This window comes from Mesorhizobium comanense (assembly GCF_005503535.1).
In the GTDB taxonomy this organism is placed as follows: Bacteria; Pseudomonadota; Alphaproteobacteria; order Rhizobiales; family Rhizobiaceae; genus Mesorhizobium; species Mesorhizobium comanense.
In genome coordinates this window covers 61117-87456 of record NZ_SCNN01000026.1, presented here as the reverse complement: position 1 = coordinate 87456, position 26340 = coordinate 61117, and the positions used below count along the sequence as shown (strand labels likewise).

The window sequence follows — 26340 nt, the reverse complement described above, 5'->3', positions numbered from 1 at the left end:
AACCCCACCCGCCCCCTTCGACATCGAAAACGCCGTCTCCAGCACGGCGGCCAGGAAACATATGCGCAGCGGCTCGATGAGCAGGCCGGTCGAGGAATCCTGGAACGGGCTGCCGAACAGAAGCGTCACGCCGCGCGAAAAAATCTGCCAGACGTCGAGCTCGTGCGGGCCGATCAGCCGCGTCGCGCCGAGCCACAGCCAGGCAGCACTCCAGTCGAGCAGGCGGTAGCCGATAACGAGCGTGCACAAAAGCACGAGGCTGGAGCTTACCGTCAGCCTGACGCCGTTGGCGATCGGCAAATAGCGCGAGCGATAGCCCTTGATGAAATGCTCGACGAAATCACGCAGGAATTTCGGCATTCCGGCATAGCGCCGGCCGGCACGCTCGAGGCGGCTGCCGGTGCGCATCAGCGCCGCCTCGTCGCGCACGTCATAGCCATAGATCAGCGCCGCCATGACCAGCCAGATCAGCGGCAGGAGCATGTAGAAGAACAGGTTGATGGCGATGGTCGAGGGCGCGACCGAGGTGATCTCGACCGGCACCATGGGCGCCGCCGTCGCGGCCGGAACCAGGCCTGCCAGCCCCTCGGCCGCGGCCTGCAGCACGGACCAGAAATTGCGGCTCATCAGCCATTGCAGCGCCGTGTCCTTCCAGCGGCTGATCACATAGAGGCCGACGAAGATCCAGTTGGTCTCGCAGATCACCACCACGATTTCCCAGAACGAGGCGGTTGCGACCTTTGTTGGCGATGTCCTGGCCTGCATGAACTTGGCCAGCCGCCGTACCAGCCACGACACCGCCACCGAGATCAGCAGCCATCGCGAATCCAGCACGTCGAGCACGTTGGCGCCCTGGCCGAAATCGGCCTGGTCGAGCGTTTCGCGCGAATACTGCCGCACGATGTCGCCAAGGAAGCCCCACGCGGCGTAGTAGGCGAAGAACGGCAGCAGCGCGATGGTGATCATGCGCACCAGTCGCGAGCCGCGCCGGCCGGCATCGGGCTGTTCGGCGCGCTCCCGCGCCTCGTCCTTGCGCTGCGCGGCCAGCACGTTGGGCAGGCCGGGGCGCAGCACATGGAACATCGCCACCGTCACCACCAGCTGCGCCAGCGCCACCAGGGTCAGCATGGCGAGCCCGGCAAAGTGATTGGCCAGCGCCACCCTGGCCGCCAGTTGCATCAGAAGATCGCCGGCCAGCACACCGGCCAGCACAAGGGCCGCAAGCTGCGGCCAGAACCGCCGCAGCAGCGAAAAACTCAAGCTGATCGGCCTGATGATGTCGGCAACCATGAGCGCTCCTCATGATGCCACCCGCCCCGGCCTTTCTAGAGCAATTTCGGGAAAAGTGTGAGCGGTTTTCCCGCGGGAAGCGCATAGCGCTTCCCGCTTGGGAATTGCATAAGAACAAAGAGATAGAGCAATTCCGATTTGCAATCGGCCCTCATTCCGTCGGAATGATACGCTGAGTGAAGGCCTGCAAAATCGCCTGCCCGGAGAGACCGCCATGAAACGCCTTGTTCTCGCAGCCATGTGGATGATGGCGTTCGCCCTCTCCGCGCTCACCGCCTCCCCATCCGTAGCCAAGGACACCACGACCGGGCTTGCCGATGCCACGGTGCTGATCGTGCGCCATGGCGAAAAGCCCGACAGCGGCCCCGACCTGTCGCCCGCCGGCGAAGCCCGCGCTCGGGCCTATGCCAGCTACTTCCATCCCTTCATGCTCGACGGCGCGCCGTTCGTGCCCGACATGCTGGTGGCGAGCGCCGATTCGAAAAACAGCGCCCGTGAGCGGCTGACGCTGGCGCCGCTCGCGGAAGCGCTCAAACTGCCCATCGACCAGCGCTTCGCCGACAGGGAAGTCCAGGAACTGGTGGCCGCGCTGTCCAGCGAGACCCACGGCAAGTCGATCCTGATCGCCTGGCATCACGGCCAGCTCGGCAAGCTGATAAAGGCCTTCGGCGCCGACCCCAAGGCACTGCTGCCGGGCGGCAAATGGCCAGGCGACGAGTTCAACTGGATTGTGGTGCTGCGCTTCGACCACAAGGGCCAGCTGGTGCCGGGCTCGGCGCGCATCATCGAGGTAAAGCTGGGCGGCTGAAGCTTCTTCCTTCTCCCCTTGTGGGAGAAGGTGGATCGGCGCGCCAGCGACGAGACGGATGAGGGGTGTTCCAGGGAACGCCGACGCCTCACTCCGCTGGAACACCCCTCATCCGTCGCCTGTGGCGACACCTTCTCCCACAAGGGGAGAAGGAAGAAGCGCTACCTTCGCACCCTCGACTTCAGCCATCTGTCGAACGCCACCGCCAGGATGAGGATAAGCCCGATGACGATGCTCTGCGTATAGGACGAGACGTTGTTGAACTGCAGCCCGTTCTGCAGCACGCCGATCAGGGCTGCGCCCACCACCGTGCCGCCGACCGAGCCGATGCCGCCGAACAGCGAGGTGCCGCCGATGACGACGGCCGAGATCACCGTCAGCTCGTAGCCGATGCCGGCCACCGCCTCGGAAGAATTCAGCCGCGCCGACAAAACGAAGGCGGCAAGCCCGGCGAAGAAGCCGACGATGACATAGACCGAGACCAGGATCCGGTCGACGCGCAGGCCCGAAAGCCGCGCGGCTTCCGCATTGCCGCCGACGGCATAGACGGCGCGGCCATAGCGCGTGTAGCGCAGCACGATGTGGCACAGGATCGCGGCGATGGCGAAGATGATCGCCGGCACGGGCACCGGACCAATCAGGCCGGTGCCGAACCAGCGCATCGAGGCGTCGAAGCCCGAGATCGGGCCGCCATTGGAAATGGTCAGCGTCAGGCCGCGAAACACCGTCAGCCCGCCCAGCGTAACCACGAAGGGCGGCACTTTCAGCCGGGTGATGGCGAGCCCCTGCACGCCGCCGGCGGCCGCCCCCACCACGACGGCGGCGAGCAGCGCCGCGAACCAGCCATAGCCCTGCGTGCCCGATGTGGACAGCGACAGCGTGTTGGCGGCCCCCCCCTTGGCCACCACCGCCGCCACCATGCCGCAGAAGGCGAGCAGCGAACCGACCGACAGGTCGATGCCGGCGGTGAGGATGACGAAGGTCATGCCGAGCGCGATCAGCCCGGTGATCGAGATCTGGCGCGTGATGTTGAACAGGTTGATCGGATCGATGAAGCTCGGCTTCAGCACGGTGAAGACCACCACGAGCGCCACGAGGAACAGCAGCGGCCCGAAGCTCATCAGGAGCCGAGCGAGCGTTGCGCCGCCGCGTTGCTTCTGGTCCTCGGCAATGCTCATACCGTCTGCCCCCTCGCCTCGTCGCGCCGCGCATCCCGCCTGTCGAGCGCCATCAGTTCCATCAGCCTCTCCTCGCTTGCCTCGGCGCCCGGCATCTCGCCGGTGATGCGGCCCTTGCGCATGGTGACGATGCGGTCGGACACCGCCAGCACCTCCGGCAGTTCGGACGAGATCATCATCACCGCGATGCCGCGCGCCGCCAACTGCACCAGGATCTGGTGCACCTCGGCCTTGGCGCCGACATCGACGCCGCGCGTCGGCTCGTCGACGATCAGCACCTTGGGATCGCGCGCCAGCCAGCGCGCCAGGATCACCTTCTGCTGGTTGCCGCCTGAAAGACCCTCGATCGGCTGCTCGGCGGAGGCCATGCGGATCGACAGCATCTTGCGGAAGCCTGCCAGCGCGTCGCGCTCGCGGCGCTCGGCCATGACGCCGAAGCCGTTGCTGAAGCGGCCAAGCGAGGCGACGGAGAAATTCACCAATATGCCGAGCGCGGCGAAGATCGCCTGGTGCTTGCGATCCTCCGGCACCAGGCCGATGCCGAGCGCGATCGCGTCCGCCGGCGAGGCCGGCGCGATGCGCCTGCCCTCCAGCATTATCGTGCCCGCGGCGATGCGGTCGGCGCCGAAGATGGCGCGTGCAAGCTCGGTGCGGCCGGAGCCGACCAGCCCGGCGACGCCGAGGATTTCGCCGGCCTTGAGGTCGAGGTCGACGCCATCGAGCACGATGGCGTGCGGCGCCTCGGGATCGCGCACGGTGCGCAGGCCGCGCACCGACAGCACGACATCGCCCGCCACGGCACGCTGCGCCGGCCGCGCATAGAGTTCGGACGCCGCACGGCCGACCATCTTCTCGATGATGGCGGGCAGACGGATCGGCCCGCCCTCGCGGTCGAGATGTCCGGCGAGCCTGCCGTCGCGCAGCACCGTCATGCGGTCGCAGATGGCGGACGCCTCCTCCAGGCGGTGCGTGACGAACATGATGGCCACACCGTCCTTGCGCAGCCTGTCCATGATCGACAAGAGCCGCTGCACCTCGGTCTCGGTCAGCGCCGAGGTCGGCTCGTCCATGATGATCAGCCGGCTTTCCAGCGACAAGGCGCGCGCGATCTCGACCAGTTGCTGCTCGGCCACCGACAGCGCCGAGACCGGCGTCATCGGGTCGATTGAAAGGCCGACACGGGAGGTAATCGCGCGGGAATCCGCCTCCATGCGCCGCCAGTTGATCAGCCCGAGCGGCCCGACCGGCGCGCGGCCGATAAAAATGTTCTCCGCCACCGTCAGCGTCGGGATCAGGCTCAGTTCCTGGTAGATGGTGACGATGCCCGCCCGCTTGGCGTCCTGCGGGCTGGACGGCGCATAGTCGGCGCCATCGAAAGTGATGCGGCCGGCCGATGGAGGCATGACGCCCGAGAGGATCTTGAGCAGCGTCGATTTGCCCGCCCCGTTCTCGCCGAGCAGGCCGAGGATTTCGCCGGGGCGGATATCGAGCGAAACGTCGCTGAGCGCCGTGACGCCGGCGAAATGCTTGGTCAGGCCTTGCACGGCGAGCAGGACGGGTGCGGCTTCAGTGGGCAAAGGTTGCTTCCCAATTGGCAGCGGCAGCGGGACAGCGCCCCCCTCTGTCCTGCCGGACATCTCCCCCACTTGGGGGGAGATCGGCAGTTCTGCCGGCAGCGCCTTTTCTGCAAGGCTGATAATTGGCGAAAGCGGAGACAACAGCCGATCTCCCCCCTTGTGGGGGAGATGCCCGGCAGGGCAGAGGGGGGCGCTGTCCCGCCGGCCTCACCAATGAGCCTTTCCCGGCCAAGCTCTACTTCGTCTCGTTCAACCGCTCCGCCTTGTCGAGATTGTCCTTGCCGATGACGATGGGCGTGAGCAGCACCAGTTTTTCCTTCGGCTCGGTCTTGTTCTTGGCGTAGGCGACCGCGATCTGCACGGCGGTGCGCGACTGCTGGCCCGGGAACTGTTCGACCGTGCCGGCGAGCTTGCCGTCGCGCACGGCCACCAGCGCTTCGGGAAGCGCGTCGAAGCCGTAGATCTTGACGTCGGTGAAGTTGCGCGCCGCGCAGGCTTCGAGCGCGCCGAGCGCCATGTCGTCATTGGCGCAGATGATGGCGTCCGGCTTGCCGTTGGCGGCGAGCCCCGCTTCCGTCACCGTCAGCGCCTCGGCGCGGGCGAAGTTGGCGGTCTGCTCGTAGACGATCTGATACTTGTCCTTCAGCGGATCGAGCACATTGTGCACGCCCTTGTTGCGGTCGATCGCCGGACCCGCGCCCGGCTGGCCCTGCAGGTGGAACAGCTTGGCGCCATTCGGGAACGCCGCCACCACGGCCTGGGCTTCCGCCTCGCCGCCCTTGACATTGTCGGCCCCGACATGAGCCAGGATGCCCTCCACGCCGTCGACGCGGCGGTCGATCGTCACCACCGGCACGCCGGCCTTGACCGCTTCCTCGATCGCCGGCGCCAGCGCGTTGACGTCGAGCGGCGAGATCACGATGGCGTTGACCTTCTGCACCAGCGCCGCCTCGATGTCGGCGGTCTGCTTGGTGGCCGAGTTCTGGCCGTCGCTCTCGGTCAGGTTGACGCCCTGCGCCTGGGCTTCGGCCTTGATCTCGTTCAGCATGTGCACGAAGAACGGAAAGCCGAGATTGGGCACCGAGCCCAGAATGGTCAGCTTGTCCTCGGCGAAAGCCGTGCGCGCGGCCACAACCATGGCGCCGGCGGCCACGGACGTCATCAGGAATTCACGTCTGTTCATGGGATCCTCCTCCACAAGAACGCACGGGCCCGGAAACCGGGACCGGTTTCAGGATGGCCATGCGTCGGTTCAAAGTGTTGGAGCATCCTCCTTGCGTTCGACAACGCATGCGCTCCAGCCGATCACCGTTGCAAAACGCCTCCCACCGGTATCAGCAAATGGATGCTAACCCAGCGGCAACCACTTGTGCAATATCGATATAACAGCTCCGGCTCGCGAATTATCGGAATTGTCGGAATTTTGAATGTCGGCGCCCTGCCTTGCCTGATGGACGCGGCGCTCCGCCAACCTTATGGCCTATGACTGCGGTTGACAGTGACCAGCGTCGGCGCTGCCCCTCACCTGCCTGCCGGCATCCTCTCCCCGTATAGCGACGGGGAGAGGGGCGCTGTCATCACCCGGCCTCGCCAACCGTCAGCGTTGGAAAGAATGCGCCTGCGTCGCGGCCAGCCCTCTCTCCCCGTCCCTATACGGGGAGAGATGTCCGGCAGGACAGTGAGGGGCAGCGCCAACGCCGGAAATTCCCGTGTTCGGCCAGAAACTCATAACGTGGTAGTGCTTCTGCACGTCACCCAAAAATGGCCCCGGTCTGGAGAACACCATGAAGCCGCACGTCATCTGCCACATGCTCGCCTCGCTCGACGGCAGCCTTCATCCCAGCCGCTACACGGCGAGCCCCGATGGCGGCGTGCCGGACTGGTCGGGCCTCTATGAAAAGATCCATGGCGATCTCGAGGGCGATGCCTGGATCGTCGGCCGCGTCACCATGGCCGAGATGAGCAAGGCGCAAGCCCATCCCCCGGCCCAGCCCGGCAAGGTCGACCGGCCCCATCATTTCGCCCGGCGCGATGCCGGCACCTATGCCGTGGCGCTCGATGCCTCGGGCAAGCTGCATTTTTCCAAGCCCGACATTGGTGGCGACCATGTCGTGGTGCTGCTCGGCCACGATGTCGAGGACAGCCATCTGGCGGAGCTTGCCGCCGACGGTGTGTCCTACATCGTGTCGCAGACCGCCGAACTCGACCTCGCCGCGATGCTCGATGTGCTAGCCCGCGAGCTTGGCATCCGCCGCCTGCTGCTCGAAGGCGGCGCCGGCATCAACGGCTCCTTCCTGGCGGCGGGACTGGTCGACGAGCTCAGCCTTCTCGTCGCCCCCGCGCTTGACGCGCGGGCGGGCAACCAGGGTTTCGTCGAGTTCGGTCAGGCCGGCCTCGCCGGCAAGGTGCGGCTTTCGCTGAAAGGGTGCGAAGCCCTGGCGCACGGGCTTGTTCACCTGCGCTATGCGGTTATGCCCGGCTGACAGAGCCGTCAGTACCGCATCGCATCCAGATCGGCGATCAGCGTCTGCCCTGTCGGACGCCAGCCCAGCCGCTGTTGGGTGAGCGCGCTGGAAGCCGGCAGGTCCATGGGCGCGAACATCGCCATCCAGCCGAAATGCTCCGCCGCCTCATCCGGCGCGATCGACACGGCCGGCAGTTTCAGGCCCCGGCCCAGCGCCTCGGCGATGGCCCGCACCTCGACGCCTTCCTCGCCGACCGCGTGGTAGCGGGCGCCGGGCTGGCGCTTCTCCACGGCCAGCCGGTAGAGCCGCGCGGCGTCGGAGACATGTCCGGCCGAATAGCGGTTGCGGCCCTCGCCGACATAGGCCGACACGCCCTTCTGGCGCGCGATCTCGATCAGCGGCGAGATCAGGCCCTGCTTCACCGGATTGTGGACCTGCGGCAGGCGCACCACCGAGACATTGATGCCGGCGTCCAGCAAGGCATTGCCGGCCAGTTCCGAAGCGATGCGCGGATTGGGGTGATCGGGGTTGAAGACATCCTCGACCGCCAGTTCGCCATGGCCGGGGCTGCCCATGCCGACGCCGGACGTGATCACCAGCGGCCGGTCGGACCCGGCGAGCGCCTCGCCGAGCGCGGCGATGACACGGCTGTCCTTCTCGCAATTCTGGACGAAGCGCGAAAAGTCATGATCGAAGGCGGTGTGGATGACGGCATCCGCCTCGGCCGCGCCGTCGCGAAGCCCCCTGGGGTCTTCCAGCGTGCCGCGATAGACCTCGGCGCCCGCCGCTTCCAGCGCCTTTGCGCCTTCGTCGGAACGGGTGACGCCGATCACCTGATGCCCGGCCTGGAGGAGTTCGGGAACGATGGCCGAGCCGATGAAACCGGTGGCGCCGGTGAGAAAGATACGCATGCAAAAATCTCCTGCGGTTGCCTGCGCAGTATCTCTCGTCTATTATTCCATTAAAGTAGTGACTTTATCATGGTATAATGACTAACAGGGAAAGGCTGACAGGATGCCCGCCAATTCCGCCGGTACGCTCGCCGCCTTCCTGAAGGACCGCCGCACCCGGCTCGATCCCGCCTCGTTCGGCTTTTCCGGCCGCCGGCGCACGCCAGGGCTGCGCCGCGAGGAAGTCGCCCAGCGCGCCAACATCAGCCCCACCTGGTACACCTGGCTGGAACAGGGCCGTGGCGGCGCGCCGTCGGCCGACGTGCTGAACCGCATCGCCAAGGGCCTGCTTCTGACAGAGGCCGAGCGCGAGCATCTCTTCATGCTAGGTCTGGGGCGGCCGCCCGAGGTTCGCTATGTCAGCGTCGAGGGCGTCAGCCCCCGGCTGCAACGCCTCATCGACACGCTGGAGGCGAGCCCCGCGCTGGTCAAGACCGCGACCTGGGACGTCGTTGCCTGGAACCGCGCCGCCCAGCTGGTGCTGACCGACTACAGCGCCCTGCCCGCCGGCCAGCGCAACATATTGCGCTTCATGTTCTGCAGCCCGATCATCCGCGCCAAGCAGCACGACTGGGAAAACCTCGCCCGCTTCGTCGTCGGCGCCTTCCGCGCCGATGCGGCGCGCGCCGGCGCCGTTTCCGAGGTCGCGCAGCTGGTCGACGAACTCTGCGCCGCCAGCGCGGAATTCGCCGCCCTCTGGCAGGAGAACGACGTGCTGAGCCACGGCGACGGCACCAAGCGCCTCAACCATCCCGAACTCGGCGACATCGAGCTCGAATATTCGGCCTTCTCCGTCGATGGCCGGCCCGACCTCAGCCTCACCGTCTACAACCCGCTCGACAGCGCGGTCGCCGACCGCATCCGCGCGCTGGCCCGGCGCTTCGAGAGGCAATAGCCGGACTGACCGGCCTCCATTCGGGCGGCTTGCAATATCCTCGCGCCGCGGCTAGCGGCACACCATCATCCACCATCCGCCGGATTTGTCTGCTGACCACGCTTTACGCCTATGCCGGCCTGTTCCTGAGCGCACTCATCGCGGCCACCATCCTGCCGGCGCAATCGGAGGCGGTGCTGGCCGTCATGCTGGCGAGCAAGGCCTATCCGCCGCTGCTTCTGCTTGCCGTGGCCAGCGCGGGAAACATCCTCGGCGCGGTCATCAACTGGTTTCTGGGCCGGGGCATCGAGGTCTTTGCCGACCGCCGCTGGTTTCCGGTCAAGCCGGACGCGCTTCGATCAGCGACGCGGTGGTACCACCGCTATGGCCGGTGGTCGCTGCTGGCCAGTTGGCTGCCGGTCGTGGGCGACCCGCTGACCGTCGTCGCCGGCGTGTTGCGGGAGCCGTTCTGGAGTTTCCTGGTGCTGGTCTCGATCGGCAAGATCGCGCGCTACGCCGTGCTGGCCGCGATCGTGCTGAACTGGGCCTGACGGCATCGACCCGCGCAAGTTCTGAGCGGAGGAAACGGTCATCCGGCCGCGAGCGGCACGGCCGGGTCAGCCGCGCCGCTCTTCTGGTCCTTGCGCGATTGCCGGCTGATCAACGCGATGGCGGCGAAGGCCGCGATGCCGAACAGACCCACCCCGACATTGAGCCACAAGGCCGGGAGAACGCCGAGGCCCGATATCATCAAGGTGAGGCCGAACGGGGCGAAGGCGGAACTGAACTGGCGCGCCGCCGTGATCCAGCCGACATAGGAGCCGTAGCGTTCCTGGCCGAACAATTCGAGCGGCAGCGTGCCGCCGACAATGCTCATCAGCCCCGATCCGAAGCCGAAAAGCACGGCAAACAGCATGGCGCCGGGAACGGAGGGCGCCACCAGCAGCAGCACCGCGAGGCCGCCGGCCAGCGCGGCGGTCGCGCCGAGCGCCAGCGATGTCTGCGTCAGGCCGCGCCCGAACAGCATGTTGACCAGCCGGCTCGCCACTTGCGAAGGGCCAAACAGGCTCGCCACCAGCACCGAGGCCCCGCCAAGCCCGACCAAGGTGAGCAGGGGCACCATCTGCACGAGAACAGCCGAAAGCATGAACCCCTCGATGGCAAAGCCGGCCAGCACCAGCACGAATAGCGGCGACCATCGCCGGCCTGATGCCGGGACAGACATGCCTGATGTGGCGGGAACGATCTTCTCCCGCGCCTTCCCGGTACGGGCCGAAAGCCCGGCCAGCCACCAATGGATCGGCAGGCAGACAAAGGCGTTGAGCGCGGCAAAGAGAACCAGGACCTCGCGCCAGCCGAGATGCTGGTGCAGCAGCGTCGTCAACGGCCAGAACAGGGTCGAGGCAAAACCCGCGATCAAGGTGAGATGCGTGATGCCGCGCCGCGCGCCGCCAAGCTGCACGATGGCGACGAAGGCCGTGCTGTAGAGGACGAAGCAGGAGGCGAGCTCCATGGCCAGCACGCCGATGGCAAAGCCGGCGCGCCCGGGCGCCAGCGCGCACAGGAGCAACGCGCCCGCCGCCGCCAGCGATCCCGGCACCATCAGTCGCCCCGCCCCGATCCGGTCCGCGAGGCTGCCCGCGAACGGCGCCAGAATGGCGCTTGCCAAGAGCGACACCGACAGCACGGCGAACACCCATTGCTGCGACCAGGCAAGCTCCGCTGCCACTGCCGGCGCCAGGATGCTGTAGCTGTAGTAGAGCGTGCCATAGCCGATGATCTGGGAGGCGCCCAATGCCCAGATCGCTGCGGCGGGGATCTTGCCGTCGCTCACTCGGCCGCCTCCATCTTGCCGGCGCAGCCGCAGCCGCTTTTGCCGGCGGCCTTCGCATCGGCATCCGCGACGCAACAGGCGTCGATCGCTGCCGGCGCCGGTCCGCCGCAACAGCTCTGCGAAGCGCCACCCGCCGGCACCGTGCAGACACCGGTTTCGGGCAGCACCAGTTGCACGGCGTCGGCCGCCGCCATGTCGCCTGCGAGCGCCGCCGCGACAGAGCGGACCTGCTCGTAGCCGGTCAGCAGCAGGAAGGTCGGCGCACGGCCATAGCTCTTGATGCCTACCGTGTAGAAACCGGGCTCCGGATGGCCAAGCTCGCGGTGGCCGTGCGGCGGCACGTCGCCACACGAATGTTCATTGGGATCGATCAGCGGTCCCAGCGCCCTGACGCCTTCCAGCCACGGATCGAGATCGAGCCTGAGCTCCCTGGTCAGCGACAGGTCCGGGCGCTGCCCTGTCGCGGCGATGATGCGGTCGACCGGACCCAGTTGAGCCAAGCCCGCCTCGCCCTGCCCCTCGACGATCAGCCGTCCGTCCCGCTGACGAATGACCACCGTCGCGAAGCCCGTCGCCAGGCTGGCGCGACCGCTTTCGACGAGATCGCGCACATCGGCGCCGAGTTCGCCGCGCGCCGGCAACTGGTCGGCGTCGCCACCGCCATAGATGCGCACGAGGTCGGTCCCGCGCACCGCCCAGAGGAAAACCGTTTCGGGCGCGGCATCCGCCAGCCTGGCAAGGTCGAGCAAGGCATTGGCCGCCGAATGGCCGGAACCCGCCACCAGCGTCGTGCGCCCCGCATAAAGCGCACGGTCGCGGCCCAGAACGTCCGGAATGCCATAGGCGATGCGATCGCCAAATTCCGACTCGCCTTCCGCCTCGATGCCGCCGGCGCCGAGCGGGTTGGGCGTGCGCCATGTCCCGGAAGCGTCGATCACCGCGCGGGCACTGTCGCGCCGGATGCCATCGGCGGTTTCGACGACAAGCATGAAGGGCCGTCCCGCACGCGCCTTGCCGCGCACCTTGTCGGCACCCCAGCGCGATATGGCAACGACACGCGCATTGGTTTCGATCACCGACGAAAGTTCCGGCACACGGGCGAGCGGTTCGAGATAATGCGCGACGATTTCATCGGCGGTGGGAAACGCCTCCGCGTCCGGCATCCGCCAGCCATGGCCTTCGAGCAGCCTGCCGGCCGCCTCGTCGATGCAATAACGCCAGGGTGTGAACAGCCTGATATGGCCCCAATCCCGCAGGCTGGCCGCAACCCCGCCGCCGGCCTCATAGAGTTTCACCGGCAGGCCTCGCGCCAGGAGATGAGCGGCAGCCGCCAGCCCAACCGGGCCGGCCCCGATGATGGCGATGGGCGGTTCGTCTTGCATGGCCATAATTTCTATCCTTCCAGCATTATCGAAATAGCAGGCAAAAAATTAGGCGGCGGCGTCATCTGCCGCCGGATTGCACGCCGCGTCGGCGCAACATTCGTCGGCCAGGAAGCCGATGAGATCGGTCATCATGGGATAGTTGGCGCGGCAGATCAGCGTGGTTGCCTGCCGCTCCTGGCTGACGAGCCCGGTCAGGATCAGCCGGTGCAGGTGATGCGACAATGTCGAGGCCGCGATGCCGAGGCTTTCCTGCAGGAAGCCGACCGGTCGGCCGGCCTCGCCGGCCCGGACCAGGATGCGGTAGAGGTTCAGCCGCGTCGGATTGCCGAGCGCTTCCAGCTGCTTTGCTGCTTGTTCGAGTTTCATGGAAATAGAATGAAGCCGACGACACCAGTCGTCAAGCCATATTTCGAAAAATATCGAAATAGACCTCAGGCGACCCGCTTGCCGCTGGCATCGATGACGACCTCGCCATCCTCCTTGGTGAACGGGCCGATATCCGGATTGGGCAGGATATCGAGCACCTTTTCCGAGGGACGGGCCAGGACGACGCCGAGCGGGCTCACCACGATCGGCCGGTTGATCAGAATCGGATGCGCCAGCATGAAATCGAGGATCTGGTCATCGCTCCACCTGGGATCGGCTAGGCCGAGCTCGGCGTAAGGCGTGCCCTTCTCGCGCAGCAATTGGCGGGGCGTCATTCCCATCGCCGCGATCAGCTCGACCAGCCGTTCCCGCGACGGCGGCGTCTTCAGATATTCGATCACCTGCGGCTCCTCGCCGGACTGGCGGATGATCGCCAGCGTGTTGCGCGACGTGCCGCAGGCGGGGTTGTGATAGATGGTGATGCTCATGGCACTGTCCTTTCGCGGGACATGGCGTCGCGGACGGCGGCGCCCTCTTCGTACCAGCCCCGGCTCCGGTTCACGATCCACACCACGGAAAGCATGACGGGAACCTCGATCAGGACGCCGACCACGGTTGCCAGGGCCGCGCCCGAGTTCAGCCCGAACAGGGCGATCGCGGCCGCCACCGCCAGTTCGAAGAAGTTGGAAGCGCCGATCAGGGCCGATGGTCCGGCCACGCAGTGCCGCTCGCCGGAGATCCGGTTGAGCAGATAGGCAAGGCCGGAGTTGAAATAGACCTGGATCAGGATCGGCACCGCCAGCAGCGCGATTACCACCGGCTGGGCGATGATCTGCTCGCCCTGGAACCCGAACAGAAGCACCAGCGTGGCCAGCAGGGCAACCAACGACAGGGGCTGCAACGCGGCCAGCAGCGCATCCAGCCTGTGCTGCCCGGCCGCCAGCAGCCGCCAGCGAACCAGTTGGGCAACCAGCACCGGCAGCACGATGTAGAGGGCAACCGACAGCGCCAGCGTGGCCCATGGCACGGTGATCGCCGACAGGCCAAGCAGCAGGCCGACAATGGGCGCGAAGGCGACGATCATGATCGCGTCGTTGAGCGCCACCTGCGATAGCGTGAAGTTCGGCTCGCCGCGTGTCAGGTTCGACCAGACGAACACCATGGCCGTGCAAGGCGCGGCCGCAAGTATGATCAGCCCGGCTATGTAGGACTCGATTTGCGCTGCCGGCAACCAGGGCCGGAACAGCCAGCCAACGAACAACCAGCCCAGCAGCGCCATGGAAAACGGCTTCACCCCCCAATTGATGAGCAGCGTGACCCCGATCCCGCGCCAATAGGTGCCGACACTGGCCAGCGAGGCGAAATCGACACGCAAAAGCATGGGCACGATCATCAGCCAGATCAGCACGGCGACGGGAATGTTGACCCTGGCGATCTCGGCCGAGGCAATGGTGGCGAACATGCCGGGCAGCAAATGGCCCAAGGCAATGCCGGCGACGATGCACAGCGCCACCCACACCGTCAGGTATTTCTCGACGAAGCCGATGCCTGGCCGCGCCGTCTCGCCGGCATTGAGAACATTGTATGTTCGGTCGGTCATGGCTCCCACCTCAGCATTTGCAGGTCACGGCCTGGATGACCGGCTGGCAAAGCTCCGGCGCGCCGTTGCAGCAATCCTCCATCAGATAGGCCAGCAGGTCGCGAAACCCGGTCATGTCGGCCATGTAGCGGATGCTGCGTCCTTCGCGTTCGGCACGAACCAGCCCGGCCTGGCCAAGGATCTTCAGATGCGCCGACATGGTGTTCTGCACCGTGCCGAGCCGCGTGGCGATTTCGCCCGCCGGCACGCCCTCCGCCCCGGCCCGGATAAGCAGCCGGAACACGTCCAGCCTGGTTTCCTGCCCGAGTGCGGCGAGCGCCAGCAATGTCTTTGTCTTGTCCATAAATCTATATATCCAGATTTATGGATTAATAGCAACAGGCGATGTCGAGCTTGCGACAGCGGTGGCGGTCTAGGACTTGCCCAGGGATGTGGCGGGGCGCTGGCCGCTGACATGCGGGCGCCAGCCGTGGACGCGGTCGCGCCCCGCGGCCTTGGCGCCGTAGAGCGCTTCGTCGGCGCGCCGCAACAGGTCGGCGATCTCCATCGCCGCGCCGGCCGCCTCGAACGTGCCGACCCCGATGCTGACGGTGACGGTGCCCTTTTCGCTGGCGGCATGGACCAGCGCGGTTTCGCGCACCTTGCCCTTGAGCTTTTCGGCGATGATGAAGGCGCCCCGCGCGTCGGTCTCGGGCAGGATCAGCGCGAACTCCTCGCCGCCATAGCGTGCCGCGGCGTCGCCCGGCCGGCGCGCCGTCGCCTCGATGCAGCGGCTGATGACGCGCAGGCACTCGTCGCCCGCGGGGTGGCCGTAATGGTCGTTGAACCGCTTGAACCAGTCGACGTCGATGATGAGCAGGCTGAGCGGCTTGGCCGTGCGCCTGGCGCGCGCGAACTCGCGCGCCAGCGCGTCGTCGAAGGCGCGCCGCGTCAACAGTTCGGTCAGCCCGTCGCGATGCGCCAGAAGGTCGAGCTTCTCGTTGGCGGCCAGAAGCTCTGCCTCGACTTCCTTCGCCTCGGTGATGTCGGAAAACACGCTGAGGCTGCCGCCATTGCCGGTCGGGCGCGTGCGCACATCCAGCCAGCGTCCGTCGGCAAGGCGGATCTGGCGCTGGTTGGCGTGCGTCTGCAAGGCCATGATGCCTGATATCCAGTCCTCGAGAGCATCCGGCGGGGCGATGCTCTCGCCGAGCGCCACCGAGGCCCGCAAGATGTCGCGGTAGTCGGCGCCCGGCACCCTGATCTCGGCGGTCCTGGGAAACATGGCGCGGTACTGGGCATTGCACAGCACGATCCTGCCCTCGGGGTCGAACATCACCAGCCCGTCGGCCATGTGCGTCAGCGCGTCGCCGAGCCTGGCCTGGCTTTGCGCCAGTTCGGTCTCCAGCTGCTTGCGCGCGGTGATGTCGCGATTATGCGTGATCAGGCCGACGACCGCCCCGCTCTTGTCGCGGAACGGCGCCTTCAACGTCGCCAGCCAGCCATCGGTGCCGTCCTCGTGGCGCAGATGCTGCTCGATGGCGGACGCGGCGCCCGACTTGAGCACGGCGAGTTCGTCCGCGCGAAACTCGCGTGCCGTCTCGACCGGATAGAAATCGAAATCCGTCTTGCCGATCAGCGCCCTGGCGTCGGCCGCCTGCATCAGCTCGGCCGTCGCCGGATTGGCGGCGATGAACCGTCCGTCGAGATCCTTGACGTTGAGGCAGTCGGGCAAGGTCTCGACCACGGCCTTGAAGATGCGCCGCGACTGCAGCGCCTCGATGCGCCGCCGCTCCTGATGGAGCGCCAGTCCCGACATCGCCACGGACACGAAGATGAGCAGAGTGGAGGGAAACACCACCTCCGGCAGCACCCTCTCCAGAACGGATTGCGGCAGGACGCTGAGTCCGAGCAGCGATCCGCAGGCGGTCGCAGCACCCAGGATCATGATATCGCCCATGCCGGGCTGGCGGCCTCTGAGCGCAAGATTGCCGGCAACGCCCACCAGCATGGTGGCCGCGATGCCGACCGCGCCGGCGAAAGCGCCGATGCCGCCCTCGAAGGTCCGGAAGGCGCCCGCCGTCACAGCCGCGACGATGCCGGCCACCGGGCCGCCGAAGAAACCGGCAATGGCGATCATCGTCGCCCTGAGATCGACCAGCACGCCCGGCTGCAACTGCATGGGGGTCAGCATCAGGATGACGGCGCCCGCCCCCATCAGCGCCCCGAAGGCAACCGACTTCACCAGGGCCGGCCTGCGGTCCAGCCACACATGGGTGTGGATCCAGGCCGACACGAACATCGCCACGACAGCGAGATTGGCCAGCAATTCGGACCAGGGCGAACCCATTTTCCTGTGCGTCCCCTTCTCGCTCCAGACGTCGAGGGTGCATCGGCCATCGGCGGCACTACCCGGTGGATAGGCGGGGCAGGCAAACAAAGCGTTACGGACCGCGCTTGGATTGTCCGGAAATGCCGGTAAGGTTACCGGACCGTGGCCGAGCCGGGCGAGGCCGGGACATTCGCCGGTTTCGCATGCCGCCGGGGTCCACGCGCCCGGCCACCGGTGCGCGCGGCCATCGCCAAAACCGGCCGCCGCATCAATGGATGGACGATATCTTCAACCGGCTGTCCGTCGTCACCACGAACAGGGTCGTATCCATCGTGACGAGACGCCTCGGCAGGCACGGCTGACGGAGGATATGGCGAACACGGATGCCAGGAAGGCCCGCGGTCCAATTCCCCTCATCCGGCGATACCGCCAGTCTGTTCGAACGCATGGCATTGGCCGACGGCCTGGCCGGACGGGGCGCCGGCGCTACTCTTCGACGAAGGCGCGCTGGAAGGAGTCCAGCACCGGCCGCACCAGATACTCCGCGAAGGTGCGATCGCCCGTGCTGATGAAAGCCTCCACCGGCATGCCCGGATAGAACTGGTCGGCGCTCACATTGGCCGGAAGGTCCTGGCCGATGCGCAGCCGCGCCCTGTAGTAAGGGGTGCCGGTCTTCTCGTCGACCAGCCGGTCGGCAGACACGTCCGTCACCGTGGCGGCGACTTCCGGAGTGAGCCGCGCGTTGAGGGCGGACAATCTGAGCCGCGCCTGCTGGCCGATATGGACAGCGTCGATATCCCCCGGCGAAAGCCGCGCCTCGACGATCATCCGCGTACTGGTCGGCAGGATTTCCATCAGCTTCTCGCCGGGTTTGATCACACTGCCCGGCGAATTGTACACGCTCGAGACGATGATGCCGTCGGCTGGAGATTCCACCGTGGTGCGGGCGAGTACGGCTTCCGCCGCCAACGACTGCTGCTCGATATCGGCAAGGGAGGCGCGCGTTTCCGACAGCTGGCTCACGGCCTGTTCGACCCTCTGCGTCTTGCCCCGCTCGATCTGCTCCTTCGCCTCGACGATCTGGCTGCGGGTCGAGGCGAGCTCGGAGGTGATGGCGCCCGCCTGCCCGATGAGATCGGCCTGGTTGCGCTGGATCTGCGTGTATTCGAAATGATTGGTCAGCCCCTTGTCCACCAGCGTCTTCTTGCGGCTGAGTTCATCGACCACGATCGACAGCTGGTTCGCGATTGCCTGCTGCTGCGCCTCCAGGCCGATAATGGTTTCCTGCAAGGTGGCGACGCGCTGGCGCAGGATGCCCTGCTCGGAGCGGAACCGCTCGAGACGCGCCTGGAACTCCTTCTTCTGCTCCTCGATCAGATAGGCGAGTTCGGCGTCGCCCGCCCCCGCCTCGACCTCGGCGTCAAAACGCAGCACATTGACGTCGTCCCTCTCCGCCGCCAGCCGCTGCGCCTTCGCCGACAATGTCACGAACTGTTTCCTGAGCCGGTTGGCCTGCGTGCGGGCGGCGGTGCTGTCGAGAACGATCAGCCTTTGCCCGGCTGTCACCCGGCCCCCCTCCTCGACCAGGATATCCCTGACGATGCCGCCTTCCAGATGCTGGATCACGATGTTGCGCCCGGCCGCGGCGATTGTGCCGGGGGCAATGGCCGCCCCCGACAGCGGCGCCGTCGTCGCCCAGTATCCGAAACAGCCCACGAGCAGGGCCAGGGCGCCGTAGCCGCACAGCGCGATCCGGCGCGTATCGGACCGCACGGATTTTTCCCAGGACGGGTCCATGTCGGCCATCTCCTCATGCCCCGCCGGATTTCAGCGAGGCCGCCCAGCGGCCGCTGCCTTGCGAGCCGGTGCTGAACGAGCCGAGCTGGATCTGCCGGGCCGTCGGCGCCGGAGCCTTCGGCTTCCCGCCCGGTCCCGGCGCCGGCGCGAGAATCTCCGCGCTCGGGCCGAACGCCTCGATCGCTCCGCCGCGCAACCGCAGGACACGATCGCATTGCGCCGCGATGGACAGCCGGTGCGTGATGATCACCACGGTCGTGCCACTCTGGCGGGCCTGCGCCAGCGCCAGTTCGAGCGCGACCTCGCCATCCCGGTCGAGATTGGCGTTGGGTTCGTCGAGGACGAGGATTTTCGGGTTCCCGAAGAATGCCCGCGCCAGGCCGATGCGTTGGCGTTCCCCGCCCGAGAGCGCCAGGCTGGCAGAGCCGATGCGGGTCTGGTAGCCGGCGCGCTGCGACAGGATCAGCTCATGCACCTGCGCCCGTCGCGCCGCCTCGACGATCATCGCGTCGGTGGCCCCGGCGTCGAAGCGCGAGATGTTCTCGGCGATGGTTCCGGGCAGCAGCTGCACGTCCTGCGCCAGATAACCGACCGCGCGCCCGAGCTGATCCTCGTCCCAGGTCCTGAGGTCGGCACCATCCAACTGCACCATGCCGCTGCTCGGCTGGATGGCGCCGACAAGCAGTCGGGCGAGCGTCGATTTTCCGGCCCGGCTCGGACCAACGATGGCGAGCCCTTCCCCGGCGCCGATCTCGAAATTCAGCCGCTTGATGATCGGCTCGGTCCCCGGCACCGACCCTGGCGGCATGTAGACCAGGTCGCGGACCGCGAGCCTGCCCATCGGTTCCGGCAGCTGCAGCTTGGGTCGGTCATGCGCGGCGCTGTCGGGCAGCGATGTCTTCAGCCGCAGCCACGCGCGGCGCGCGTCCACCGTCTGGCGCCAGCCGCCGATCAGTTGGTCGAGCGGTTGCAACGCCCGGCCGGAGATGATCGAAGTGGCGAAGATCATGCCCGCCGTCATCTCGCCGGCCAGCACCAGCGCCGCGCCGACGCCCAGTATGGCGAGCTGCAGCAACATGCGCGTCGACCGGGAAATGCCGCTGAAGACGGCGTTCACGGCCGAAGAGCGGTCCTGGGCGTTGAGCGAGGCGCCGAAGGTCCGGCCCCACACTTCGGTGGCGTTGCCGCTCATGCCCATCGCCTTCAGCGTATCGGCGTTGCGGGCAAAGGACTGCGCGGCGAGATTGGCGCGCGCCGCCTCCTCCGAGGCCGCCGCCGAAGTCTTGCCGTTCGCGAACTGGTTGAGCAGCACCAGGACGATCATGACCACGGCGCCGCCAAGCGTGAGCCAGAACAGCGCCGGATGGATGAAGCCGAGCAGCACGACGAACAGCGGCGCGAAAGGCAGGTCGAACAGCGTCATCAGCCCGCGCGACCCGACGAAGGCCCTGACCGTGGCGAGATCGCGCAAGGGCTGGATATCGCCGGCCTCGGCGCGCGGGCCAGACAGCGATGCCCTGAATGCGCGCGAGGCCAGATGCCGGTCGATCGAGGCGGCGACGCGCTGCGAATAGACGGAGCGGACGACCTCGAACAGACCGAGGAACGCCAGCGCGAGAACGGCGATGATCGAGAGATAGATGAGCGTGTCGACGCTGGCCGCCGGCAGCACCCGGTCATAGACCTGCAGCATGAACAGCGGCATCACCAGGAGCAGCACGTTGATGATCAGCGAAAAGACGCCGATGTCGAAAATGCCGCGGGAAAACAGGGCGGCTGTGCCGGGTTTGGTCATGCAGGTCGCTCCCGGAGAGATCACATGAGGGCCGCGACTGCGATCGCGGCCCTGCCTTGGATGTCGAAATCCAATGAGGCGCATTCCATCAGCACCGGTGCGGACTACACCAGCCCGCCAATCGGCTCCGGTTCATACCAGGCATCGCCCGGCACCCGCGCCTGGATAGCTTCGAAATCCGCGCCGAGAAGCTCGATATCGGCCACGCCTTCGGCAAGTCCGTAGGCAAACTCGGAACCATCCGCAAGGTATGCAGAATGCCAGGCGCCGGCGGCAATCCAGCCGGGGGGATGCCCGCCGTCATAAACCTGCACAGCTGTATCGAGGTTGATCGGCCGCCGATCATCAGCCAATCGAGCCTGATCGTTCTCCACCTCTATCAAGGGTACGGGAATGACCATGTCGTGTTGAGGCGCCTGCCGTTGCTGCCCCGGCTCCTCGGGTGATTCCGGCAATACTATCAACTGGCCGGAGTTCCAAATATGGTCGAATGCTGCCTGATTGGCGACAATATCGGCTGAATACGTTCCTCCTAACTGGCCCCTCATTCCGTCGATATGGGTCAGGTCGAAGAACTGAATCCCGAAATCTCCCTCCTGGAAATCATCGATTTGCACGGAGCCGGTTGACCAGGCGTCGGCCGACATGTCGAAAAACGAATAGACTATCCCCAGGCCTTCCGCCCCGCCCTCACCCTCGAATGTATAATAGCGGATGAAGCGGCCGGGCTGATCACTGAGATCGTCCACAAACGGCCACTCCTGGGCTGTGCTCACCGTGTCCCACTCATCCTGACTGTCACCTTGCTCGGCATCGGGGTCGCCCAGGAAAGCCTTCCACTGCTCCCAGGTTATCGACGACTTCTGCTGCAGCTCGAATGCGGCCTCGATGCCGCCGGACATCCGAAACCCGCCGAGCAGCGCCAGCCCCTGTGTATCGTCACCGCCACCAAAATTCGTTCCGCGAAGAACCAATCTATCCTGGCTGCCGCCGCCGCGAATAACATCATTATCATCGTCGACGATGACGATGTCGCGCGTGCCGTCATCGCTGAGGTAGATCGTATCACTGCCATCACCGCCTTCGATGATGTCCGCTCCCGATCCATCATAGATGTGATCGTAGCCACCGCCCGCAAAGATCGTCTCATTGCCATTATAGCCAATGATCAAATCATCAGTCGGGCGATCGTCCCCAATCACCGAACCTACCCGATTGATAATAACGTCATTTGCCGACAATACGGTTCCATGTATAACGTCATCAATGATGGATTCGTTGGTATAAGATGATATCAACCTCAATGGGTTGGTCTCATCCGGGTATATCAGATTAAAGTAATGCATCTGCCCGTTTTCCTGAAACGGGGCCTGCGCCATTATGTCGTTGGTCATTCTAACAGTTTCGCCGATCGGATCAAAACTTGGATCTTGCAAGAGTGCGATATAAGCGGACAAAGGAGCGTTGAATGGTAAAGGGTCGCCTTTGCCCAAAACTGCATGAATTGTCTCGTGAGTAATCAACCTCTCAAAAGTCAAGAGGTTGGTTTTTCCATAAAAATCAATATATTTTACATTGTCGAAATCAGAAGAATTGATAGATATTATGCCGGAGCCTTGATGCGATCCGCTGGAATTGTCCAGGCGTATTTCAATTGTCTTGGTGACCGAGAAAAGCGAAGAGGCCACCGATAGAGATTGCAAATTATTAAAAAGAGTATCCAGCCTAGATGCATACGAGCTCATTGAAGAATCAACAACAACGGTCAATTGTCCGTAAATTGCCATAAGATCATCTCCTTTCAATACTGACCATTTAGATTGAATTTCTCAAGTATGGACAAATCCGATTTTGAGAGAAGCGATGCGTCACAATCCGCGACCAACCCCATCGCCGCATCCCTGAACCGATATCTCGCAACAAACGCCTCGCCTTTTGGCGACCCGGCGGCCCAGGTGGCGGGAGCTGCATGTATGCATGCTTGAAAATCAATCATGCGCTCCCACCTCGCAGCCATCTCAGCCCCCTCATACCCCTCCAGAACGAAGGCACCACCGCATGTGGTTCTCAGGCAATACACAATTTTCTCAAAATACCCGTTGAAGTACCTTTTTATGAATATTTCGGAATCGTATTGCCTGCTAATGCCAATGCCATCAATAAGCTTGCTTATTTCAATATGATTGACCGAACATCTGTCCTGCTCCTCCGAGGAGGCATACTCCGAGCATTTCCTCAGGTAAGGCTCAATTCCGCTTCTGTCCAACAGAAGATACACGGCAGCGTCGACCTGTGCCTTGGCAGAAACGGGCTCTGCGGCAACATGGCTTGTATTGTTACCGAAAAAACTCACCATCGTGCCGAAAACAATAAAGCTGGTTCGCATTTTGTAATGGCTCCCTTGCTGCATTGCGCGAATTCAGCACTGTGCTGCCATGCTCGTCCCGATCCTCGACAGGCCGACTATCTTCGGACAGCGCGATAGCTAAACCCAAGCTCTACGTCGGCCGCTCCGTTGACAAAAGATACCTTCGAAAGAACGTCGATAAGGGCCACGCGCTAGTTCCTTTCCATGGATGCCGATACATAGGCAAGTATTTCTTTCAGGATAGCTAAATTGTTCTCACCAAGTCGGCCATAGCCGAATTTTTTCGAAATTATATCGATCTTGCTTACTGTATATTTGCAGTTTTCACTTTCTGGATCATTGAACAGGCGTATGTCTTGCAGACAATAAATAAATTCCCTGTCCACATTTCCTTGCTTGACAATGATTTCTGCAAATCTAGCCGGGTCCGATTCCACCGTTGCTCCGATTAGATTCGCATGCGAATCCGCGGTGAAGCGTATGGTGAGCGCCACCGCGAGCAGGCATGTGGACAGGGTTGTCCTGGTCGCCCTCAAGCTTGGCATTCGACATCCAATTGCGCCTCGGGCGTCACGAAATCCGCTTGTCGACACCCCGGGCAACTCGATCTCTCCATCGGCTTCTTCGAACCCGCCCCAGAACCGCGCCCCGGGAATTGACGTTAGAATCCACAGCATTGCAGGGGACGTAGCTGAGGACCCTCACGTCAGCGCAGCCGTAACTGGGGTAACGTTTTCGTGATCATATGCGGTAATCGCACAAGCGCAAGTAAATAGTGATCGGATTATTATATTTTATATTGCTAATTTTCATTCATGAATTTCTATTCTCAAGCCACACTGCAGAAACACCAGAAAGTTGACTGTATATGACTGAGCGTATTCTATTTGTGACACAACCGATCGAGCTCGCTGCCGCGCGCATCCGCGCGGCATCTATCCTGATCCGGTTCGGCCATCCGCGTGTGCTCGCGGCCCCTTTTTTCGATGTCGGCTGTGACGGCGCCGTGGCCCCGGCGCGGTCCGCGCTCAGACGAGCGCGCCGATGGGCTCCGGTTCGTACCAGAAATCGCCCGGGCCGGGATTGTCGTTGGACGCCATGTCAGCCAGCATAATGCCGATCGCGCCGTCGAAGCGGATATAGTCCGCGGGCGGCGCGGCCCCGGCGACGCTGTCGAGATCGACGGTCTCATGCGCCGCGCCGCCATGCGGGACATCGCCGATATCGGCGCCGGCAAGACCCAGGTGAAGCCCGCCCGCGTCATTGGCCGCGACATGCCGCGCCGAAGCCGCCCCGCCATCGCCTCCCGCCCTCCCGGTGACATTCCCGGCCATGGCCATCCGCTGTCCCGGGGGGTCGAGCGTGAAGGTCGAGATCGGGAAGGAGAACCTGGAGTTGGTGTCGAACATCTCGGCGAATGCCGTGTTGCCACCTTCGGTCAGCCATTGCCCGTTTGGAGTGCCATCCTTGTATTCGTGGCGGGCGGTGACGCCGTTGAATTCAATTCCGAAGTCACCGTTCCGGAAGCCCCATATCTCGACACGAGGATAACCGTCCGGGCGGCCGAACATATCGTATCCGGTTGCCTCCCGAAGCCATATCGCGTCACGCTGATGGGGGTCGTACAACGTATCCTGGTAGATCAGGGCGTCATAGTCCCATCCACCCTCTTTGTAGCCGTAATATCTGTCTCCTATTTCACCGCCGTTGGGATTGGTGAAGAGATTCTCCTGGACGATGCCGACATCGACAGCGCCGAACCGATGCCCATTGTAAGTGATGAAATCATCGGCATCCGGGTTGACGACGATGATCGAAGGATACCCGTTATACTCCTGAACGACTTCGTCGTGATAGTATTCGCGCAGCTTGGCGTAGTCCAGATTCATGACGTTCTCTTCGGTGAGAGACGGATCATAGACGACGAAGATTCCAGCCCAGGAATACGCAGTGTTCTGCGCGTTGACGAACCGCAGTTCATCCGCGCCGGCACCACCCCACACGATGGTCGGGTTGAACGTCCCGGCCAGGTTTCCGAAATCGATGGTCGGATCCATCGGTCCGAACGGCGGCAGATTGTCGAAGATGAATATGTCGTCTCCCGCGCCGCCGACCGCGAATTCCTTGCCAAAAGCGTCGAGGTAGAAGGTGTCGTTGCCGTCGCCGCCAAACAGCCGGTCCGCGCCGGCGCTGCCGTAGAGCGTATCGTTGCCGCCCTCGCCCCTAAGGATATTGTCGCCCGGACCGCCCTTCAGGACATCGTCGTGGGCCGAGCCGCGAATCTCCTCGATGTTGAGCAGCTTGTCGTCCTGCGCATCGCCGCCGACCTGGTATTCCCGGGTTAAGTCTATGTTTACACCCGTCGCTGAATCGCGATAGTCAGAGACATCCCAGCCGTCACCGCCGTCGAGCGTGTCAGCCCCTTGGCGGCCCCACAGGATATCATCACCCGCACCGCCCGAAAGCACGTCATAGTACAGACCGCCGCGCAGGATGTCGTTGCCGTCCGTCCCATTCAGGTGAAGGGGTATTGCATCGGAGGCAATCTGCAGGATGTCGGTCTCCGAGCCTGGGGTCGAAGAAATGATCCCAAGGTGCAACTGATCGTAGTAATCAGAGATATCGAATCCCGCCACTCCCAAAAGTGTCGCCGCATAAGAGTTACTATTTTTATATAGATCGTAACTAACGTCAGGATATTCTATATAATACTGCGTATTTACTTGCATAAATATGTTCCAGACGTCCTCGGCCTCTCTCCCGCCTAAATCAAGGGCCACCGTATAGTAATACCCGATCTGATTGTAATTGGGTGTATTTTGAGGATGATCCCGCGCTGGAAGGAATACGAACGACCCCAACGTTACCAGATATCCCGCCTGAACCTCAATTTCGGTCTCGTTCGCGCCATCGACGTAGACGAGCTGCAAGTGCCCAAAACCAGGGGTGAAGTTGATGTAATTTACCGCAATACGGATTTCGGACATGACATATACTCCCACCTCTATTCAAACGTAGATGTCTACTCGAACGTATAAGATTGATCGACGACCAAGCTCTCCGGCCCACGCCACCAGAACGAAAATACTTGATTGTAGGCCATGAGGCGAATTTGGAGAGACCAGAGTCCTCCCGGATTGTAGAGCAGTCCAGCATCTCGGATCGGCCATACCGCGGAAAGAAGTATGTCGCGATTGCTCTTGCCGAACTGCTTGATGAACCTTGCCTTGAAGCCATTTTTCTCCAGCCACGTCAGCATCCTGTCCGGCCCCAGTTCCATCGCCAGGCCGCGAAGGCAACTCACGGCCTCCCGGTCGGACGTGATCCGCAGCCACACAATCACGCTCGACAGCGGATCCTCACCGTGCACCATGGTCAGGGCTGGGCACTGCGAGGGCGACCTCGAATGCTGCTTCGATTTCTCGGCAAGCCGCCTTGTCGCGCCATCATTTCCATCCGGCACCTCGGCCCAGCCTGCGGTAGGCGAAAGCGTGAGAATTCCCAACAAGACGAGAAAAGCTCGGCCTATCTGCATTGACCTGCCTCTGATAGAGGGGCGAGCACGACAGCATCGCAGGCAAATTTCACACATATTATATAGCTCTAATATAATTCAGAGCAGAAACCAAAATAACGGAGGCAGCATATACCCATATTTTTACTTGGCAACGTGGTGTTGTTATCGAATAGTAAAAATTACATTTATGAAATTCGGCACAATCTACGAATCGAATGACGAAAA

The 26340-nt window shown here is 63.8% G+C and carries 23 protein-coding genes and 1 pseudogene; 4 read left to right on the top strand and 20 right to left on the bottom strand.

Translation table 11 applies throughout. From position 1 onward, the window contains the following. Positions 1-1290: hypothetical protein (locus FFS37_RS30135; protein WP_137934601.1), on the bottom strand; the 1290-nt coding region annotated here is incomplete at its 3' end. A 214-nt stretch (positions 1291-1504) separates the two neighbouring features. Between FFS37_RS30135 and FFS37_RS30130 the strand changes: the two genes are divergently transcribed. Then, complete coding sequence (locus FFS37_RS30130; RefSeq protein ID WP_232375818.1) at positions 1505-2098, top strand: flagellar basal body-associated protein FliL; 594 nt, start codon at positions 1505-1507, stop codon at positions 2096-2098. A 161-nt stretch (positions 2099-2259) separates the two neighbouring features. Here FFS37_RS30130 and FFS37_RS30125 read toward each other — a convergent pair whose 3' ends face one another. The 4 genes and pseudogenes from FFS37_RS30125 to FFS37_RS30110 form a co-directional block, all read right to left on the bottom strand. Beyond that, positions 2260-3276, bottom strand: a complete 1017-nt coding sequence (locus FFS37_RS30125) for an ABC transporter permease (RefSeq protein WP_137934600.1) — start codon at positions 3274-3276, stop codon at positions 2260-2262. Further along, positions 3273-4367 (bottom strand): sugar ABC transporter ATP-binding protein, encoded by a 1095-nt coding sequence (locus FFS37_RS30120; protein WP_408631459.1) that lies wholly within the window; start codon positions 4365-4367, stop codon positions 3273-3275. Before FFS37_RS30120 ends, FFS37_RS30125 begins: the two co-directional genes overlap by 4 nt. Then, a pseudogene (locus FFS37_RS36655) lies at positions 4341-4769 on the bottom strand (ATP-binding cassette domain-containing protein); the annotation flags it as partial. The pseudogene FFS37_RS36655 and the gene FFS37_RS30120, both read right to left, overlap by 27 nt. A 319-nt stretch (positions 4770-5088) precedes the next feature. Further along, entirely contained in the window at positions 5089-6036 is a 948-nt protein-coding gene (locus FFS37_RS30110; protein WP_137934597.1) for a substrate-binding domain-containing protein, read from the bottom strand. Positions 6037-6637: 601 nt separating this feature from the next. Here FFS37_RS30110 and FFS37_RS30100 point away from each other — a divergent pair. Continuing rightward, positions 6638-7336, top strand: a complete 699-nt coding sequence (locus tag FFS37_RS30100) for a RibD family protein (protein ID WP_137934596.1) — start codon at positions 6638-6640, stop codon at positions 7334-7336. A gap of 8 nt (positions 7337-7344) precedes the next feature. Here the strand turns inward: FFS37_RS30100 and FFS37_RS30095 are convergent, their stop codons facing one another. Then, a complete protein-coding gene (locus FFS37_RS30095) occupies positions 7345-8229 on the bottom strand; it encodes an SDR family oxidoreductase (protein ID WP_137934595.1) in 885 nt (294 codons plus the stop codon). A 103-nt stretch (positions 8230-8332) separates the two neighbouring features. Here FFS37_RS30095 and FFS37_RS30090 point away from each other — a divergent pair, with 103 nt between their 5' ends. After that, positions 8333-9163 (top strand): helix-turn-helix transcriptional regulator, encoded by an 831-nt coding sequence (locus FFS37_RS30090; protein WP_137934594.1) that lies wholly within the window; start codon positions 8333-8335, stop codon positions 9161-9163. A gap of 92 nt (positions 9164-9255) precedes the next feature. Continuing rightward, a complete protein-coding gene (locus FFS37_RS30085) occupies positions 9256-9693 on the top strand; it encodes a YqaA family protein (RefSeq protein WP_137934607.1) in 438 nt (145 codons plus the stop codon). 38 nt (positions 9694-9731) lie between these two features. Here FFS37_RS30085 and arsK read toward each other — a convergent pair whose 3' ends face one another. The 14 genes from arsK to FFS37_RS30015 all read right to left on the bottom strand — a co-directional run bounded on the left by arsK (position 9732) and on the right by FFS37_RS30015 (position 26133). After that, positions 9732-10976: an arsenite efflux MFS transporter ArsK gene (arsK, locus tag FFS37_RS30080; protein ID WP_137934593.1), complete on the bottom strand. Its 1245-nt coding sequence runs from the start codon at positions 10974-10976 to the stop codon at positions 9732-9734. After that, the gene (locus FFS37_RS30075) at positions 10973-12358 is read right to left on the bottom strand and encodes an NAD(P)-binding protein (RefSeq protein ID WP_408631458.1); all 1386 of its coding nucleotides are present in this window, start codon (positions 12356-12358) and stop codon (positions 10973-10975) included. The genes arsK and FFS37_RS30075 overlap by 4 nt, the downstream gene beginning before the upstream one ends. A gap of 48 nt (positions 12359-12406) precedes the next feature. Then, positions 12407-12727 carry an ArsR/SmtB family transcription factor gene (locus FFS37_RS30070; protein WP_137934591.1) on the bottom strand — a complete coding sequence of 107 codons (321 nt, stop codon included), beginning with the start codon at positions 12725-12727 and terminating at the stop codon, positions 12407-12409. 65 nt (positions 12728-12792) lie between these two features. Then, positions 12793-13215 (bottom strand): arsenate reductase (glutaredoxin), encoded by a 423-nt coding sequence (gene arsC / locus FFS37_RS30065; RefSeq protein WP_137934590.1) that lies wholly within the window; start codon positions 13213-13215, stop codon positions 12793-12795. Further along, complete coding sequence (gene arsB, locus FFS37_RS30060) at positions 13212-14273, bottom strand: ACR3 family arsenite efflux transporter (RefSeq protein WP_171026481.1); 1062 nt, start codon at positions 14271-14273, stop codon at positions 13212-13214. Before arsB ends, arsC begins: the two co-directional genes overlap by 4 nt. Positions 14274-14337: 64 nt before the next feature. After that, entirely contained in the window at positions 14338-14670 is a 333-nt protein-coding gene (locus tag FFS37_RS30055; RefSeq protein ID WP_137934588.1) for an ArsR/SmtB family transcription factor, read from the bottom strand. A gap of 69 nt (positions 14671-14739) precedes the next feature. Then, a complete protein-coding gene (locus FFS37_RS30050; protein WP_137934587.1) occupies positions 14740-16656 on the bottom strand; it encodes a diguanylate cyclase in 1917 nt (638 codons plus the stop codon). 468 nt (positions 16657-17124) lie between these two features. Continuing rightward, positions 17125-18435, bottom strand: a complete 1311-nt coding sequence (locus tag FFS37_RS30045; protein WP_232375817.1) for an HlyD family type I secretion periplasmic adaptor subunit — start codon at positions 18433-18435, stop codon at positions 17125-17127. Positions 18436-18448: 13 nt separating this feature from the next. After that, entirely contained in the window at positions 18449-20230 is a 1782-nt protein-coding gene (locus tag FFS37_RS30040) for a type I secretion system permease/ATPase (RefSeq protein WP_137934585.1), read from the bottom strand. Positions 20231-20334: 104 nt separating this feature from the next. After that, positions 20335-22017: a calcium-binding protein gene (locus FFS37_RS30035; protein ID WP_137934584.1), complete on the bottom strand. Its 1683-nt coding sequence runs from the start codon at positions 22015-22017 to the stop codon at positions 20335-20337. A 14-nt stretch (positions 22018-22031) separates the two neighbouring features. Next, positions 22032-22616, bottom strand: coding sequence for a hypothetical protein (locus tag FFS37_RS30030; RefSeq protein WP_137934583.1), 585 nt, complete (start codon positions 22614-22616; stop codon positions 22032-22034). A gap of 173 nt (positions 22617-22789) precedes the next feature. Continuing rightward, entirely contained in the window at positions 22790-23143 is a 354-nt protein-coding gene (locus tag FFS37_RS30025) for a hypothetical protein (RefSeq protein WP_137934582.1), read from the bottom strand. A gap of 483 nt (positions 23144-23626) precedes the next feature. Further along, positions 23627-25585: a calcium-binding protein gene (locus FFS37_RS36510; protein ID WP_137934581.1), complete on the bottom strand. Its 1959-nt coding sequence runs from the start codon at positions 25583-25585 to the stop codon at positions 23627-23629. 35 nt (positions 25586-25620) lie between these two features. Then, positions 25621-26133, bottom strand: a complete 513-nt coding sequence (locus tag FFS37_RS30015; protein WP_137934580.1) for a hypothetical protein — start codon at positions 26131-26133, stop codon at positions 25621-25623. Positions 26134-26340 lie beyond the last annotated feature (207 nt).